We start from the raw sequence: 17,485 nt of genomic DNA on the forward strand, positions 1-17,485 counted from the left end.
CCAACCCCGGCTTGCTCGTACCACAAAGAGATGGAATGGTCGGCGAATGACTGAGCCGGGGGGCGGTTCGACTTGCGTTTGCTGTTTGCCTTGCTGCTGGTGCTTGCGACCACCGCGATCGCGGTGGCCGAGCGGCGCGTGGCATTGGTCATGGCCGATGACGACTACCGGCTGGTCCGGCCGCTTGCCAACCCCATCCACGACGGCGAAATGATGGAAGCGGCGCTAAAGAAACTTGGTTTCGAGGTGGTGCTCGAAACCAACCGCGATCTCAGGCGCATGCGCCGGGCGCTCGACGATTTCCGCGAAGACGCCAAGGGCGCAGACGTTGCGCTGGTGTATTTCTCAGGCCATGGCGTCGAAATATCGGGCGACAACCGGCTGCTGCCGGTCGATGCCGATGCGTCCTCGCTCGATGCGTTGGATAAGACCAGCCTGCCGCTGGAAGAGGTGCGCGACGCGGTCGCGGCCACCGCGAAAGTCGGGCTGATCGTGCTCGATGCCTGCCGCAGCGATCCGTTCTCGGGGGGTGGCGGCAATGGCCGTGGCGCGACCTCGCTGGCCAAGGATGTCGCCGACAAGGTCAAGCCGGGTCTTGGCCGCATCGGGCGGGCGGAAAACATCCTGTTCGCTTTCTCGGCCGCACCCGGCGAGACGGCTGCCGACGGCACCGGTCAGAACTCACCCTTCACCACGGCGCTGATCAAATATCTCGGCACGGACGGGCTCGAAATCCGCTCGGTGCTGACGCTGGTGCAACAGGAGGTCTACGACCTGTCGCGCGGCAAGCAACTGCCCTATGTCGAGAGCGGCCTGCCGAAACTGTTCTTCGCCGCCGCGGCCAAGCAACCGTTGCCGGAGCGCGAACGGCTGCTGCTGGCCATGGCCGACGTGACGCCGGACATGCGCGGCGAGGTCGAGCGGATCGCCAGCGACGCCGACATGCCGCTGGCGCCGCTCTACGGGGCGTTGATCAGCGCCGACACCAGCCATTTGTCAGCCGAGAGCCTGAATGCCCGGCTGCGCGAGGCGGCCGACGCCTTCGTCAAGGTACGCGCCGAGATGAAGACGCTGGCCGCCGACGATCCGCGTGTGACGGAACTGCGCCGTCAGGCCGAGGAGCAGCTGGCCCTGGGCGCCTTCGGCGCGGCGCAGGCGAAGCTGGCCGAGGCGGTCGATATCGACGAGGTGTCGCGCAAGGCGTTGAAGGTGAATTTCGTCGACCGGACGCTGTCGCAGGCCGCAACGCTGTTCCTGTCGGCGGGAGCGGCGCGCGCCGACCTCAACTATGCCGCGGCCATCAAGGGCTATGAAACCGTTCTGTCGCTGTATGGCGAGGCCGGGCAAATCTCGCTCAACCTGGAACAGGCCGACCGTCAGAGCCGCACGCTGGAGGAACTCGGTATTCTTTATACGACGGTGGGCAATGTCGACGCGGCCGGCCGGGCCTTCGCCGCGCTGTTGGCCAATCTCGAGCAGCGGTCGCGTCAGGAAACCGATCCCAGCGTCAAGCGCGATCTCGCCATCAGCCATATCAAGCTCGCCAACACTGAGATGGCGCAAGGCAACCTGCCAAGCTCGCTCGAAAACTATGAGGCGGCCAGGAGCATGCTGCTGGAGTTGACCGCAAGCGTGCCGGACAAGAAGGACTGGCTCGGTGATCTGGCCATGGCCAATGACAAGATCGGCAACGTACTGGCGACACAAGGCGATGTGGCCGCGGCGGCCCAGGCTTATCAACAAAGCCTGTCGATCAAGCAGAAATTGGCCGACGCCGAGCCGAACAGCGCCTATCTGCTGCGCGACCTGACCATAACCTATGACGAAATCGGCGATCTTGCCCGTACCGCCGGCCAGTTGGACAGCGCCCAGACGGCCTTTGAGGAGAGTCTGAGAATCCGGCTGACGCTGGCCGAGAACAAACCCGACGACCTTGAGCGCCAGCGCGCTGTCTCTGTAAGCCACGAGAGGATCGGTGACGTGCTGCGCGAGCGTGGCGACGCCGTCGATGCGCTCGTGGCCTACAACAAGAGCCAGGCGATCGCCGAAGACCTGGTGCGCCGCGACCCTAACGATACGGACCTGAAGCGCGACCTGTCGATCAGCTACGCCAAGATCGGCAACGCGCTCAACGACCAGGAGAGTTGGACGGCAGCACTGGCTTCCTATCAACAGGCGCTGGCCGTAGCGCGTGAACTTGCGGCGAGCGACCCCGGCAATACCGACTGGCAGCGCGACCTTTCGGTCTGTCTGGAAAAGGTTGCCGGTGTGCTTGATGTCCAGGGCAATGCCAGCGAGGCACTGCGAAACTATCAGGACAGTCTTGCCATTGCCGACCGGCTGGCCAAGCTCGACCCGGGCAATTCCGACTGGCAACGCGACCTGTCGATCACTTTGTCGGAAATCGGCATGCTGGAGACCAAGCAGCGCCACTTTGAGGGTTCCAGGAAGGCCTTCGAAGCCAGCCTCGGCATCCGCCAGCAACTGGCTCAATCCGATCCGAACAATGCGCTTTGGCAATTTGATCTGGTTCAGGCCTACGTCAACTATGCGTATGTGGCCAAGGATCCGAAGGCGGTGCTGACCAAGGCGCTGAACCTGACGCTGGAGCTAGACCGCACGGGCCGGCTGGCGCCAAGGGACAAATCCACGATCAAATATTTGCGCGGCGTTCTCGCTAAATTCGACGCCCGAAAAAAATAGCCGGCTGGCGGCTCGGCATTTGAGCCGGAAATGCCTGCAAACCTTGGAAAAACCGCCTTTAGCGCCTATATCTGATCGATATCAGAAGCGCGATTCGGGGCCGATTTTTCGCGCTGTACAAGCGGCATCTAGACAACAGGTTTTCATGAGCGACCAGACCGAGAACACCAACGGCGCTGAAGCCGAATACGGCGCCGATTCCATCAAGGTTTTGAAAGGGTTGGATGCTGTCCGCAAGCGGCCGGGCATGTATATCGGCGACACCGATGACGGCTCGGGCCTGCATCACATGGTCTACGAGGTGGTCGACAACGCCATCGACGAGGCGCTGGCCGGCCATGCCGACCTGGTTTCGGTGACGCTCAATCCCGATGGCTCGGTGACGGTGATCGACAATGGCCGTGGCATTCCGACCGACATTCACCCAAGCGAAGGCATTTCGGCGGCCGAAGTGATCATGACGCAGCTGCATGCCGGCGGAAAGTTCGACCAGAACTCCTACAAGGTTTCTGGCGGCCTGCATGGCGTCGGCGTCTCGGTCGTCAACGCGCTGTCGGCCTGGCTGAAGCTCAAGATCCGCCGCAACGGCCAGATCTTCGAAATGAGTTTCACGCATGGCGATGCCGACGCGCCGCTGAAGGCGACCGGCAGCTACGAGCAGGACAAGCGCCCGGGCACCAATGAGGGCCGCAGCGGCAGCGAGATCACCTTCTTTCCGTCCGCCGAGACCTTCACCATGGTCGAGTTCGACTTCGGCACGCTGGAGCACCGGCTGCGCGAACTCGCCTTCCTGAACTCCGGTGTGCGCATCGTGCTGACAGACGCCCGTCATGCGGACGTCGTAAGGCATGAACTGCACTATGACGGGGGCCTCGAAGAGTTCGTCAAATATCTCGACCGCGTCAAGAAACCGCTGATCGAGAAGCCGATCGCCATCAGGGCCGAGCGCGACGGCATCACCGTCGAAGTGGCGATGTGGTGGAACGACAGCTATCACGAGAATGTACTGGCCTTCACCAACAACATTCCGCAGCGCGACGGCGGCACGCATCTGGCCGGTTTTCGCGGCGCGCTGACCCGCCAGATCACCGGCTATGGCGAATCCTCGGGCCTGACCAAGAAGGAAAAGGTCTCGCTGATCGGCGACGATTGCCGCGAAGGCCTGACAGCCGTTCTGTCGGTCAAAGTTCCCGATCCGAAATTCTCGTCGCAGACCAAGGACAAGCTGGTCTCGTCGGAAGTCCGTCCCGTGGTCGAAGGGCTGGTCAACGAAGCGCTCGGCACGTGGCTCGAAGAGCACCCGACCGAGGGCAAGGTGGTCGTCGACAAGGTGATCCAGGCCGCGGCGGCGCGCGAAGCCGCGCGCAAGGCGCGCGACATCACCCGCAAGACCTCGCTTGGCGTCACCTCGCTGCCCGGCAAGCTGGCCGACTGCCAGGAACGCGACCCGGCGAAGTCCGAAATCTTCATCGTCGAGGGTGACTCGGCAGGCGGCTCCGCCAAGGGCGGCCGTTCGCGCCAGAACCAGGCGATCCTTCCCTGCGCGGCAAGATCCTCAATGTCGAGCGTGCCCGCTTCGACCGCATGCTCTCGTCCGACATGATCGGCACACTGATCACCGCGCTCGGCACCTCGATCGGCAAGGACGAATTCAATGCCGACAAGCTGCGTTACCACAAGATCATCCTGATGACCGACGCCGACGTCGACGGCGCCCATATCAGGACCCTGCTGCTCACCTTCTTCTTCCGGCAGATGCCGGAGCTGATCGAGCGCGGCCATCTCTACATCGCCCAGCCGCCGCTCTACAAAGTGACGCGCGGCAAGAGCTCGCAATACATCAAGAATGAGAGCGCCTTCGAAGAATTCCTGATTGATTCAGGGTTGGAGGAGGCTTCCCTTACGCTTGGCTCGGGGGAGGTACGGACCGGGCAGGATCTGCACGGCGCCGTTGCCGATGCGCTTGCCGTGCGCCAGCTCATCAACGGCTTGCACACGCGCTACAACCGCAACGTCGTCGAGCAGGCGGCGATCGCCGGCGGACTCAATCCCGATGTCTTCGCCGATCTTGGCCGCGCCAACGCGATGGCGGAGCGGATCGCGCAACGCCTCGACATCATCGCCGAGGACACCGAGCGCGGCTGGACTGGCCGCATGTCGACCTCGAACGAGGGTATCGGCGGCTATGTCTTCGAACGCACCGTGCGCAGCGTCAAGGAATACGCTCACCTCGACATGGCGCTGATCAATTCCGCCGACGCACGCCAGCTCGACCGCTACGCGCAGCGCCTCAGCGAGATCTACGAGACGCCGCCGGTGCTGCGCCGCAAGGATGTGTCCGAAACCGTCTCGGGGCCGCTGGCGCTGCTCAACGCGGTCTTCGCGACCGGCCGCAAAGGACTGACCATGCAACGCTACAAGGGTCTCGGCGAGATGAATGCCGAGCAGCTCTGGGAGACCACGCTCGACCCGAATGTGCGCTCGCTGCTGCAGGTCAAGGTAAACGACGCGACGGACGCCGACAGCCTGTTCTCGCGGCTGATGGGCGACGAAGTGGAACCACGGCGCGAATTCATCCAGGACAACGCGCTGTCGGTCGCCAACCTGGATATTTGACCGACCGCCAAATCGGCGCGCCGGGCAAAGTGCCGACGGTTTCCGGGGAAACGCGATAGCACTTTTCCCCGGGGATTGCGCAGGCAAGAATAGAGCGGTTCCGCGTTTTCGTGAGACGATGAACCGTTCTACCGCGCGTTTTTCATAGCGCGCCGGAACGGAAGCTCCCGAGGGACATTGTGGCAGTATCGATCACAATTTCTCACAAGGAGGTCTTCATGGGACGCGGCATCTTGCTCTGGTTGCTCGGCATTCCGATTCCGATCATCATCCTCATCATGCTGTTCGTACGGTAGGGGGCCTGAAATGCAGTCCACCCTATCGGCTGTCGACGTATCCTCTTCGACGGAATCGTCCTCGACCGCGGTCAGCTGGGGACCCATCATTGCCGGCGCCTTCGCGGCTTCGACGCTGACATTCATCCTCATGCTGCTCGGCTCGGGGCTCGGTTTGACCATGGTTTCACCATGGTCGGGCTCCGGCGCGTCGATCAGCACATTCGCGGTGTCGACCGCCATCTGGCTGGTCATCGTGCAGTGGTTGTCCTCCGCTGTCGGCGGCTACCTTGCCGGTCGCTTGCGCACCAAATGGGTCGGCATCCACACCGACGAGGTCTATTTCCGCGACACCGCCCACGGCTTTCTCGCCTGGGCATTGGCCACGCTTCTCGTTGTAGGCGTACTTGGCTCGGTGCTTTCCGCCGCGATTGGATCAGGTGTACAGGCCGCGTCCACCGTGGCCTCTGGAGCCGCCATGGGTGCGTCGGCCGGCGCCTCGGCCAATGCCAACGGCGCATCGGCCGACAATGCGACCTCCTATCTGGTGGATTCGCTGTTCCGGCCGGCCGATCCGGCCAAGCTTGCAACTGCCAATCCGGGCGACGAAGCCGCCGCGGCCGGGCAGGCCTCGCGCATCCTGATCGCCGGCGCCGTCGCCGGCGAGGTCTCCGCGGAAGACAAGACCTATCTTGCGCAATTGGTCGCCGCGCGCACCGGCCTTTCCGAGGCTGATGCCAAGACGCGTGTCGACGCGGTGCTGGCGAAGGCGCAGGACGCGAAGGTCAAGGCGAAGCAGGCGGCCGACACGGCAAGAAAGGCAAGCGCCACCTTTGCGCTTCTCGGTGCTCTGTCGCTGGTCATCGGCGCCTTCATCGCCAGTGCGGCCGCGGCTCTCGGCGGCAGACAGCGCGATGAAGAGGAAGCGGTGTTCCTGACCAACGGCTGAAAGCAAGCATCAGGCCAGAATCACAGAGCCCGGTATCGACCGGGCTCTTTCTTTATTCGAGGGTCGAGATTGGCCGGTCAGTGATCCATCGCCTTGACGATCTCTTCGGTCATCTTCTTGGCGTCGCCGAGCAGCATCATGGTGCCGTCCTTGTAGAACAGCGTGTTGTCGATGCCGGCATAGCCGGAACCGAGCGAGCGCTTGACGAACAGGCAGGTGCGCGCCTTGTCGACATCGAGGATCGGCATGCCATAGATCGGCGACGACTTGTCGTCGCGCGCGGACGGGTTGGTGACATCGTTGGCGCCGATGACATAGGCGACGTCGGCCTGCGCGAATTCGGAGTTGATGTCCTCCAATTCGAACACCTCGTCATAGGGCACGTTGGCTTCGGCCAAGAGCACGTTCATGTGGCCAGGCATGCGGCCTGCCACGGGATGAATGGCGTACTTCACGTCGACGCCATTGGCCTTGAGCTTGTCAGCCATTTCGCGCAGCGCGTGCTGCGCCTGCGCAACCGCCATTCCGTAACCCGGCACGATGATGACTTTTTGGGCGTTCATCATCAGGTAAGCGGCATCGTCGGCCGAACCCTGCTTGACGGTGCGCTCGATGCCGTCGTCCGCCGCAGCCGCGGTCTCGCCGCCGAAGCCACCGAGAATGACCGAGATGAAGCTTCGGTTCATGCCCTTGCACATGATGTAGGACAGGATGGCGCCCGACGAGCCGACCAGCGCGCCGGTGATGATCAGCGCCAGATTGCCGAGCGTGAAGCCGAGCGCCGCTGCCGCCCAGCCGGAATATGAATTCAGCATCGAGACGACGACCGGCATGTCGGCGCCGCCAATCGGGATGATCAGGAGGATGCCGAGCACCAGCGATGCGGCGACGATCAGCCAGAACACCAGCTTCGATTCCGTACCGACCAGGAGCACGATCAGCACGACCAGGGCGATGCCGAGGGCGGCGTTGATGAAGTGACGGCCGCCGATCATGATCGGCTTGCCCGACATGCGGCCATCGAGCTTGAGGAAAGCAATGACCGAGCCGGTGAAGGTGATGGCGCCGATGGCGACGCCAAGGCTCATCTCGATCAGGGCCTGGGCGTGGATGTCGCCCGCTGTGCCGATGCCGAAGCTCTCCGGCGCATAGATGGCTGCGGCCGCCACCATGACGGCGGCAAGGCCGACCAGCGAGTGGAAGGCGGCGACCAGCTGCGGCATCGAGGTCATGGCAATGCGGCGCGCGGTGACGGCGCCGACGCCACCGCCAATGGCCAGGCCAAGCACGATCAGGCCGAAGCGGCCAGCCGACGGGGTTGCCAAAGCCAGCGTGGTGGCAATGGCGATGCCCATGCCGATCATGCCGTAGAGATTGCCCTGGCGGCTGGTTGTCGGGTGCGACAGGCCGCGCAGCGCCATGATGAACAGGACGCCGGAAACCAGGTAGAGGAAGGACGCGAAGTTGGCGTTCATGGCGCTCTACTTGTCCTTCTTCTTGTACATCGCCAGCATGCGCTGGGTGACGAGGAAGCCGCCGAAGATGTTGACCGAGACCAGCATCAGCGCGACGAAGCCGAAGCCTGCGGCAACGCCCGAAGCCGCGATACCGACGGCGAGCAACGCGCCGACGACGATGACCGAGGAGATGGCGTTGGTCACCGCCATCAGCGGCGTGTGCAAGGCGGGGGTCACCGACCAGACGACATAGTAGCCGACGAAGATCGCCAGCACGAAAATGGCGAAACGGAAGACGAAGGGATCGATGGCGCCGCCCGACAGCGCGTGCGCGGCATCACCGGCGGCCTCAGTGCCGCCCGGGGCATTGGCCAGGTTCTGCACCGCGAGCCTGACGGCAGCACTTGCCTGGTCGAGTTGATCAAGAGCTTTCTGCAAGGTCTGATCCATCACGCGGTCCCTTTCGGCTTAGACGCGGGCGATTTGGGTGCGGCAGGTTTCTTCGCCGCCGCCTTTTTCGGCGCAGGCGTGGACGCATCGGCGACCAAGGTCGTGGCCGGGATCGCCGCCGGCTCGACATAAGGCTGCTGGTCCGCCTTGGCGAAGGCCGGATGAACGACCTTGCCGCCATCGGTCAGCATCGTCGCCTTGACCAGGTCGTCGTCACGATTGATGGCCAGCGTCTTGGTGGTCTTGTCGACCAGCGTCTCGAGGAAGGCGAACAGGTTTTTGGCATAGAGCAGCGAGGCGGATGCCGCGACACGGCCGGGCACATTGAGGTGGCCGACGATCTTCACATTGTTGGCTGTGGTGACGATCTTGCCTGGCTCGGCACCCTCGACATTGCCGCCGCGCTCGACGGCGAGATCGACCAGCACCGAACCCGGCTTCATCGAGGCGACCATCGCCGCCGACACCAGCTTCGGCGCCGGCCGGCCGGGGATCAGCGCCGTGGTGATGACGATGTCCTGCTTGGCGATGTGCTCGGCGGTCAGCGCGGCCTGCTTGGCCTGGTATTCCCTGGACATTTCCTTGGCGTAGCCGCCGGCGGTCTCGGCGGCTTTGAACTCGTCGTCCTCGACCGCCAGGAATTTCGCGCCGAGCGAGGCGACCTGTTCCTTGGCGGCGGGGCGGACGTCGGTGGCGGTGACGACGGCCCCTAGACGGCGCGCCGTGGCGATCGCCTGCAGGCCGGCGACGCCGACGCCCATGATGAACACTTTTGCTGCAGGCACGGTGCCCGCCGCCGTCATCATCATCGGCAGCGCCCGGTCATATTCGGCGGCTCCGTCGATCACCGCCTGGTAGCCGGCAAGGTTGGCCTGCGACGACAACACGTCCATCGACTGGGCGCGGGTGATGCGCGGCATGAACTCCATCGAGAAGGCGGTGACGCCGGCCCTGGCCAAGGCCGCGACGGCGGCATCGTTGCCGTAGGGATCCATGATGGCGATCACCGCGGCGCCGGCTTTGTAACTCTTCAGCTCGGCGTCCGTTGGCCGGCGAACCTTCAGCACGACATCGGCCTTGGCGACATCCGAGGCCTTGCCGATAACTGCACCTGTCTTGGCAAATTCTTCGTCGGGAATGCGCGAGCGGGTGCCGGCACCGGCTTCGACGATCACGTCGAAGCCCAGGCCCGCCAGCCGCTTCACCGTATCGGGCGATGCCGCGACGCGCGGCTCGTTCGCATCGAGCTCACGAGGGATGAAAACCGTCTGTCCCACCGCATGATCCTTTCGGTTGGAACCTGTCTGCGCGAAGTGTCGACCGGGATATCCGGCTACGTCAACCGCAAGAGGGTTTTGGAAGGTCTATCGCAGAATGAAGGCGCCGAGGGCCATGATCAGGACGAACAGGATGGTCGCCGAAAAAAAGCCGCCCGCGAAGAAGCCGAAAGCCATCGCCAGAAGCAGCGCGCCGCAGAAGAGCGAGCCATATTTGGCCAGCGCCAGAAAGCCCGCATAGGTGCGGTCATGCTCGGCATAGTCCATCTTCGCGCCCAGTTCTACAGGACCGCTCGGCGTGTGCTCAGCCATAGGAATACCCCTTCGAAGACATCTTTCAGGCACATACCGAAAAGCTGGGCGCAGAGCAATGGCGCTATTGCCGCATCGCAGCCGACAACTGCCTCAAGGGAAAATTGAAACTGGCCGCCGGTGCCGGAGAATTGGCGGCTCTGCTGCACGCTTGGCCCGCTGTCTCAGCCGGCCAGATGCGGAAACAAGCCCAGCAGTCCAACGACAATCAGATAGAGCGCGACGATGTAGTTCAGCAGCCGTGGCATGATGAGGATCAGCACGCCGGCAATCAGCGAGATGAGCGGCGTGAGGGCGAGCTGGGATAAATGCATATCGTTGTCCTTCCAGAACGATGGGCATCAACTCGCGTCGATGCCGCCACTCACAACGCGGTCAGGCCTGGAAAGCTCCATCGGTATGCAGCGGCCAAAGCGGAGCCCTGATCTGGAGGACCCGCATGGGAGCGTACGGCCAGAAACGGCGTGGGATCAGGCCGCCTCGAAATACTTGGCCGTGGGCAAAATGGTCAGCGGCGCCAACTCGCCCCGCTTGGGGCGTTGGAAAAGCATGCGCTGCTCAAACGCCGTGGAATTGAAGAACGGGAAACGATCCAGCGTCGCCTGCATGTTCTCGGAGCATTTCGATTGGAACAGGTGCACAGGAACGGTCAATCCGGGATAATTTCGCGGCGGCACCGCCTGCTCGGAGCGGAAGATGCGATGATAGAAAGCGGAATGCTCTTCCTTGATCGCCGTCAGGCAATAGGTCGGCTTGAAATGGCTGCAGGCGACCACCGCCAGCCTCAGCGTGATGTAGGGCAGCACCCGCAGACTGCTCGACCATTCGAGATCGGCGGCGAAGCGGCTCGGGTCAACGAACGTCTCGCCGGAAGCCAGACGCCGTGACAGCACGTCGCCGAAAACATCGGTGCTGGGTGAAACAGGATATCTCGCGCTGGCGTAGTGGATTCTGATGGTGCTGACGAGCGTGCCGTCGAAGAAGACGCCAAAGCGGTAAGAATTGGGCAGATCGTCGAAGCTGTCCTTCACCATATGGGAAGCATCTGATTTGACCATGCCGGCGTGAAGATAGGAATTGTAGCGAAGCTTGTAGATCGCTTCCAAATCCTCGGCGCCATCGCAAAGGCGATACTCCACGTGTTCCAGAACATCCATGATGTGATCTGAAAACACCGAGGGGCGATTCTTGTCCCTGCCCGTGGCCGCCGCCAGGGGCGCACCCAACAACTTGTTGTCCATTTGATCCTCGTACCGCCGCAAAAACGACAATAGCGAAGCGCTGGAGGAACAAGAAGCAAAATTGCGAGCTTTTGCGTTTACCCTAAATTAACGTTAACAAATCGTAAATCGCAAGGAGGCGGAGGATCGAGCGCCTCGATGAATGACTTCACAGCGATATCAGGTGGTGGCGCGCTTCTTGACCGGCCGCAATTCGGCGGCGAAGGGCCAGGTCACGTTTGACATGGTTTCGATACCCGACGCGCTGAGCGCGGCGCCGAAAAGGAAGCCCTGCACGAGATCGGGCTTCACCGAATGCATGAGGATCTTGAGCTGCTCGAACGTCTCCACGCCTTCGATGGTGACGGTGAGTCCGAGGATGCGGGTCAGGTCGACGACGCCCTTCAACAGCTCGAGCGAACGCGGATTCTGGGTGACGTCCATCACGAATGACCGGTCGATCTTGATCTTGTCGAGAGGCAGCTTGTGGAGATAGCTCAGGCTTGAATAACCGGTGCCGAAATCGTCGAGGGCGATGCGAACGCCAAGCTGCTTCAGCTCCTCGATATACTGGCGAGTCAAGGATTTGTCGTCGAGCAGCGCGGTTTCGGTGACTTCGATCTCGAGGCGGTCGGCGGCGAGGCCGGAGTTCGCCAACGCATCGCGGACCTTCTGTATGACGTCGCGGTTGCGGAAATCCCTGGCCGAGAGGTTGACCGAGACGCTGGTCTGGTCAGGCCATTTGGCGCATTCGGTGCAAGCCGCATGCAGCACGAAGGTGCTGATTTCGGAAATGATGCCCATCTCCTCGGCCAGCGGAATGAAGATGCCGGGCGAAATCGGCCCGAGATCGGGATGGTCCCAGCGGCAAAGCGCCTCGCAGCTGGCGATGCGCATGGTGTTCATCGCCACGATCGGCTGATAGACGACCCGCAGGTCCTTGCTTTCCACGGCGCTGCGCAGATCCGCCTTCATCAGCTGGCGGTTGCGGAACGCGGCATCCATCGCCGCCTCGAACAGCCGCCAACCGTTCTTGCCCAGCTCCTTGGCCTTGTAGAGCGCCAGGTCCGCCTTGACGATCATGGCGTCGACATCGGTTCCGCCGACCTTGGACAGCACCGCCCCGGCGCTGGCCTGGATCCGCAACCCGTGGCCCGCGACGTCGACCTCTCCCTGCAGCTCGGCGAAAATCCGGTCGAGCAGGCTCGCCAGGTGGCTTTCATCATCGATGCGGTCGAAGAACAGCATGAACTCGTCGCCACCGAAGCGGCTGACGGTAAGGCCTTGCCCCGCTATGGCCGCCAGCCGCTCGGCGACGGCGTAGATCAGGCCGTCGCCGACAGGATGGCCGAGCGTGTCGTTGACGCTCTTGAAATCGTCGAGGTCGATCACGGCGAGGCCGCACATGCGATCGCGGTCGCCTGAGGCCATCAACTCGCCGACCAGTTCGTGGAAATAGGCGCGGTTCGGAAGGCCCGTGAGGTTGTCGTAGCGCGCCATGAACCGGATCTTTTCCTCCGCTTCGACACGCGCCGTGACATCCTCGAAAGTGATGACGCCCAATTCCTGGTTGCCCTCGCGCGCCGAGAATTCGAAGTGCTGCCCGTTGGAAAAGGAAACCAGCACCTTGCGGTCGCGTCCCTCGCGCAATGCGCGCGTCAGTTGCGCCTCGACATAGCGGCAGTCCTTCGGCGCCAGCATGCCGCCCGCGACGCCGCGCAGGAGCAGGGAGTGGATCGACCGTCCGAGCAGCTGGTCGGCCGATTTGAGCGACATCAGACGGGCGGCTTCGGCGTTGCCGACGACCACCTTGCCATCGGGGCCAAGCATGACCAGGCCATGCGACATGGTGTTGAGGGCGCGATTGAAGCGCTGCGCGATCTGCCTCGCCTGCTTATGTCCGACAACGGCCGAAAACAGCACGTTGCGAACATGGTCGGCGCTGCCCTTGATGATGAACATGAACGGGATGATCAGCAACCCAAGCACGACGTAGGGGACGTCGAACCTGAGAATGAGGGCGGCGGCGATCGGCCCGACGAAGGTGATCGCGAAGATCATGACCATGCGCGGCGAGCCGTAATTCCGGCCCACAACAGTCACCAAAGAAGACAGCGTTACCGACAGCGCGCCGATCTCGGCATAGGAATCCGAATAAACATAGATGGAAATGAAGCAAAAGAACCCCAGCAACAAGCCTTGGAGGCTGCCCTTCAGGATGTATTCGCGCTCCCACTTGGTCGCATCGGCGGCGGCACGCATCTCGCCGCCAGAACGGTGGAACCGCCGCAGGCTGAAATAGCGCCAGACGCCGATGGCGAGCAGCGCGCCGGCGAGGACCAGGAAAATAGGCTGGCCGTTGCGCCAGTAGACCATGAGGCTGATGACGGCGTGGCAAAGCGCGCCGATGACCAGCATATGCGCGTTGTCGAACAACGAGCGCACAAACTGGATATAAACATCCACAGGGATGTTATCGGTTTTTGTTCTGCCCATTACTGGCGCCCAATGAGCCCCAGCCTTGGCATAGTCCCCTTAAAAAACCTTTAGCTTGGGCTGAAACGCCTGATTTTCGGGCGTTTTTTGGCTCACTCGGCGGCCTGGAGTTCAGGCCTTGCCGACGCCGCCGCAAAGCGGTCGAGCAACCTGCGGCGCTCGCCCGCCGCCTTTTCGGCGCTTGCCCGCCGGACATGGCCATAGCCGCGGATCAGCGCTGGGACCGAGACCAGGGCTGTCGCGGGCTCGATCTTGCCCGGTGCCAGCGAGTTGGCCACGAGCTGCAGATCGGCTTCGTACTGCGCCAGCAACTGCCGCTCCATGCGCCGTTCGGCGGTGTAGCCGAACAGATCGAAAGCAGTGCCGCGCAGGCCCTTCATCGCCGCCAGCACGCGAAAACCCTTCATCATCCAGGGGCCGAAGCTCGATTTCCTCGGTTTGCCGTCATTGCCGCGACGCCCCATGATCGGCGGCGCGAGATGAAATTCGAGTTTCTCGTAGCTCTGGAACTGCTTGCCAAGCTCGGCGGCGAAGGAGCCGTCGGTGTAAAGCCGCGCCACCTCGTATTCGTCCTTGATCGCCATCAGCTTGAACAGGCTTTTGGCCGCGGCCTCGGTTACATCGGTCGAACCCGGCATGGCCTTCGTTTCCGCCGCTCGCAGCGTCGAAATCCTGTCGGCGTAGCGCTTGCCGTAAGCAGCATTCTGATAGGCGGCGAGGAAGGCGACACGGCGGGCGATGATCTCGTCGAGCGTCTCAGCGACCGAAGCGGCCTGTCCGGCCTTGTCGGCGAAGCCCGGCTGGGCGACGAGGCCGCGCACGAAATCCGGCTGATGCGCCGCGCGGCGACCCCAGCGGAAGGCGGCGATATTCATCGCCACCGCTTCGCCGTTCAATTCGATAGCCTTTTCAACAGCTTCGGCCGAGAGGGGCAGACCGCCGTGCTGGAAGGCAAAGCCGAGCATGAACATATTGGCGCCGAGCGAATTGCCGAACAGTGCGGTGGCGGTGCGGGTGGCGTCGAAGAAATGCGCCTTGTCGTCACCGGCGGCGGACCGGATCGCCTTCTTCAGGCGCTCGACCGGCAGCGAGAAATCGGCCGATCGGGCAAATTCGCCCGGCATGATCTCGGCGGTGTTGGCCAGGAAGATCGTATGCCCCTCGCGCACCGCGGTCAGCACCTTCTTGGCGCCCGACACGACGAGATCGCAGCCAAGCACGAGGTCGGCCTTCCCAGCCGAAACGCGGATGGCATTGATGTCTTCCGGCGTGCGGGCGATGCGGACATGAGTGAACACCGAACCGCCCTTCTGGGCGAGGCCGGCCATGTCGATCATGCCGCAGCCCTTGTCCTCCAGATGCGCCGCCATGCCAAGCACGGCGCCGATGGTGACGACGCCGGTGCCGCCGACGCCATCGATGATCGCCGCCCAGCCCTCGACGCCGAGCGGGAATTCGGCTGGTGTCGGCACGCCTTCAAGTGGGTCGGTCCCGCCGGCCAGGCCTTCGGCCTTGCGGATCTTGGCACCGTGCACGGTGACGAAGGACGGGCAGAAGCCGTTGACGCAGGAGAAGTCCTTGTTGCAGCTCGACTGGTCGATCTTGCGCTTGCGGCCGAATTCGGTCTCCACCGGCTGGATCGAGACGCAGTTCGACTGCACGCCGCAATCGCCGCAGCCTTCGCAGACCAGTTCGTTGATGAAAACGCGCTTGTCGGGGTCGGGAAAGGTGCCGCGCTTGCGGCGGCGGCGCTTTTCGGCGGCGCAGGTCTGGTCGTAGAGCAGGATCGACACACCCTTGACGTCGCGCAACTCGCGCTGGACGAGGTCGAGGTCGTCGCGATGATGAATGGTGGCGCCGGCCGGAAACTCGGCCTTGCCCGCATATTTGTCGGGTTCGTCGGTGACGACAGCGATGCGGTCGACGCCCTCTGCCCGCACCTGCCTGGCGATCATGTCCACGGTCAGCCCGCCCTCATGCGGCTGGCCGCCGGTCATGGCGACGGCGTCGTTGTAGAGAATCTTGTAGGTGATGTTGGCTTCGCTCGACAGGGCGAAGCGGATCGCCAGCGTGCCGGAATGGTTGTAGGTGCCGTCGCCGAGATTCTGGAAGATGTGGTCGCGCCTGGAGAACGGCGCCTGGCCGACCCATTGCGCGCCCTCGCCGCCCATGGCGGTGAAGCCGAGCGTGTTGCGGTCCATCCACAGCGCCATGAAGTGGCAGCCGATACCGGCGGCGGCGATCGAGCCATCAGGTACCTTGGTCGAGGAATTGTGCGGACAACCCGAACAGAAGAAGGGCGTGCGCGAGCCGATGTCGGTGGCGTCCGCCAGCATCGCCTGGAATTGGCGCAGCTTGGCGACCCTTGCCGAAATCTCCTCGGACGGGCCGATGGTCTTCACGATCCTCTCGCCGAGCGCGATGGCGATCTCGTTGGGGTCCAGCGCGCCCTTGGCCGGGAACAGCCAGTCGCCGCGCTCGTCCTTCTTGCCGACAATGACCGGCCGCGAGGCCGTGCCATAAAGGCTCTCGCGCAGCTGCACCTCGATCAGCGAGCGCTTCTCCTCGACGACGACGATGGTGTCGAGACCGCGGGCGAACTCGGCAATGTGCTGCAGGTCGAGCGGCCAGGGGCAGCCGACCTTGAACAGCCGCACGCCGATGCGGTTGGCTCCCGCCTCGTCGATGCCGATATCCTCCAGCGCCTGGCGGACGTCGAGATAGCTCTTGCCCAGCGTGATGATGCCGAGCTTCGGATTGCGGCCGCCCGAATAGACGATCCTGTTCAGCCCATTGGCATGGATGAAGGCGGAAGCCGCGGCACGCTTGTGCTCATGCAGCCGCTCCTCCTGGCCGAGCATGTCGATCTCGTGGCGGATGTTGAGGCCGCCCGGCGGCATGTCGAAATCCGGGACGACGATCTTCAACCGTTCGAGCGTGGCATCGACCGAAGCCGTCGATTCGATGTTGTCCTTGACGCATTTTATCGCCGCCCAGGTGCCGGCAAAGCGCGACATGGCAAAGCCATAGAGGCCGTAGTCGATGATCTCCTGGACACCGGCCGGGTTGAGGATCGGCACCATTGTGTCGACGAAGAGGAATTCGGTGGCGTGCGCATTGGTCGAGGATTCGGCCATGTGGTCATCGCCCATGAGCGCAAGGACGCCGCCATGTTTCGACGAGCCGGCGAGATTGGCGTGGCGGAACACGTCGCCCGAACGGTCGACGCCCGGCCCCTTGCCGTACCAAACCGAAAAGACGCCGTCATGGGTGCCCTCGCCCAGCAGCTCCGTCTGCTGCGAACCCCAGCAGGCGGTGGCGGCCAACTCTTCGTTGAGGCCGGGCTGGAAGACGATGTCGGCCCCGGCGAGCTGCTTTTTCGCCTTCCACAGCTGCATGTCGAGGCCGCCGAGCGGCGAGCCGCGATAGCCGGAGACGAAGCCTGCCGTGTTCAAGCCAGCGCGGCGGTCGCGCTCGCGCTGCATCAGGAGCATGCGGATGACCGCCTGCGCGCCGGACAGGAAGATGCGCTCCTTCCCGAGATCGAACTTGTCGTCGAGCGCGACATCATGCAGCGTCATCAGGCATTTCCTCTGCGAAGGCCGCGCGGGGCAGCGGCCAACGTCGGGATCGGATGACGCATCCTTTCTTCCCTTGCAAGGCAGGTCAAACAAAATCGAAAGGACCAGCCAACGCGCAACAAACAGTCCGGCGATGCTGGGAGCGCGCA

Annotated in this window: 10 protein-coding genes and 1 pseudogene; 3 read left to right on the plus strand and 8 right to left on the minus strand. The window is 63.2% G+C overall.

The genetic code is table 11. The features are described 5' to 3' along the window. The first annotated feature begins 72 nt into the window (after positions 1 to 72). From EJ077_RS27820 to EJ077_RS27830, 3 genes and pseudogenes are all read left to right on the plus strand, one after another. The gene (locus tag EJ077_RS27820) at positions 73 to 2,703 is read left to right on the plus strand and encodes a caspase family protein (RefSeq protein ID WP_208697871.1); all 2,631 of its coding nucleotides are present in this window, start codon (positions 73 to 75) and stop codon (positions 2,701 to 2,703) included. 145 nt (positions 2,704 to 2,848) lie between these two features. Continuing rightward, positions 2,849 to 5,319: pseudogene (gene gyrB, locus EJ077_RS27825) on the plus strand (DNA topoisomerase (ATP-hydrolyzing) subunit B). Positions 5,320 to 5,625: 306 nt separating this feature from the next. After that, positions 5,626 to 6,543 carry a hypothetical protein gene (locus EJ077_RS27830; RefSeq protein ID WP_208697873.1) on the plus strand — a complete coding sequence of 306 codons (918 nt, stop codon included), beginning with the start codon at positions 5,626 to 5,628 and terminating at the stop codon, positions 6,541 to 6,543. 77 nt (positions 6,544 to 6,620) lie between these two features. On the opposite strand, the gene EJ077_RS27835 is transcribed toward EJ077_RS27830, so the two are convergent. From EJ077_RS27835 to EJ077_RS27870, 8 genes are all read right to left on the minus strand, one after another. Beyond that, positions 6,621 to 8,018 carry an NAD(P)(+) transhydrogenase (Re/Si-specific) subunit beta gene (locus EJ077_RS27835; protein ID WP_208697875.1) on the minus strand — a complete coding sequence of 466 codons (1,398 nt, stop codon included), beginning with the start codon at positions 8,016 to 8,018 and terminating at the stop codon, positions 6,621 to 6,623. A gap of 6 nt (positions 8,019 to 8,024) precedes the next feature. Beyond that, positions 8,025 to 8,453 (minus strand): NAD(P) transhydrogenase subunit alpha, encoded by a 429-nt coding sequence (locus EJ077_RS27840; protein WP_208697877.1) that lies wholly within the window; start codon positions 8,451 to 8,453, stop codon positions 8,025 to 8,027. After that, positions 8,450 to 9,727: a Re/Si-specific NAD(P)(+) transhydrogenase subunit alpha gene (locus EJ077_RS27845; RefSeq protein ID WP_208697879.1), complete on the minus strand. Its 1,278-nt coding sequence runs from the start codon at positions 9,725 to 9,727 to the stop codon at positions 8,450 to 8,452. Before EJ077_RS27845 ends, EJ077_RS27840 begins: the two co-directional genes overlap by 4 nt. An 87-nt stretch (positions 9,728 to 9,814) precedes the next feature. Further along, entirely contained in the window at positions 9,815 to 10,039 is a 225-nt protein-coding gene (locus EJ077_RS27850; RefSeq protein ID WP_208697881.1) for an aa3-type cytochrome c oxidase subunit IV, read from the minus strand. 164 nt (positions 10,040 to 10,203) lie between these two features. After that, complete coding sequence (locus EJ077_RS27855; protein WP_208697883.1) at positions 10,204 to 10,353, minus strand: DUF3096 domain-containing protein; 150 nt, start codon at positions 10,351 to 10,353, stop codon at positions 10,204 to 10,206. 156 nt (positions 10,354 to 10,509) lie between these two features. Further along, a complete protein-coding gene (locus EJ077_RS27860; protein ID WP_208697885.1) occupies positions 10,510 to 11,280 on the minus strand; it encodes an N-acyl amino acid synthase FeeM domain-containing protein in 771 nt (256 codons plus the stop codon). A 159-nt stretch (positions 11,281 to 11,439) separates the two neighbouring features. Further along, positions 11,440 to 13,755: a putative bifunctional diguanylate cyclase/phosphodiesterase gene (locus EJ077_RS27865; RefSeq protein ID WP_208697887.1), complete on the minus strand. Its 2,316-nt coding sequence runs from the start codon at positions 13,753 to 13,755 to the stop codon at positions 11,440 to 11,442. A gap of 92 nt (positions 13,756 to 13,847) precedes the next feature. Next, complete coding sequence (locus EJ077_RS27870; RefSeq protein ID WP_208697889.1) at positions 13,848 to 17,336, minus strand: indolepyruvate ferredoxin oxidoreductase family protein; 3,489 nt, start codon at positions 17,334 to 17,336, stop codon at positions 13,848 to 13,850. Positions 17,337 to 17,485 lie beyond the last annotated feature (149 nt).

It is taken from the genome of Mesorhizobium sp. M8A.F.Ca.ET.057.01.1.1 (assembly GCF_003952565.1).
Classification (GTDB): Bacteria; Pseudomonadota; Alphaproteobacteria; order Rhizobiales; family Rhizobiaceae; genus Mesorhizobium.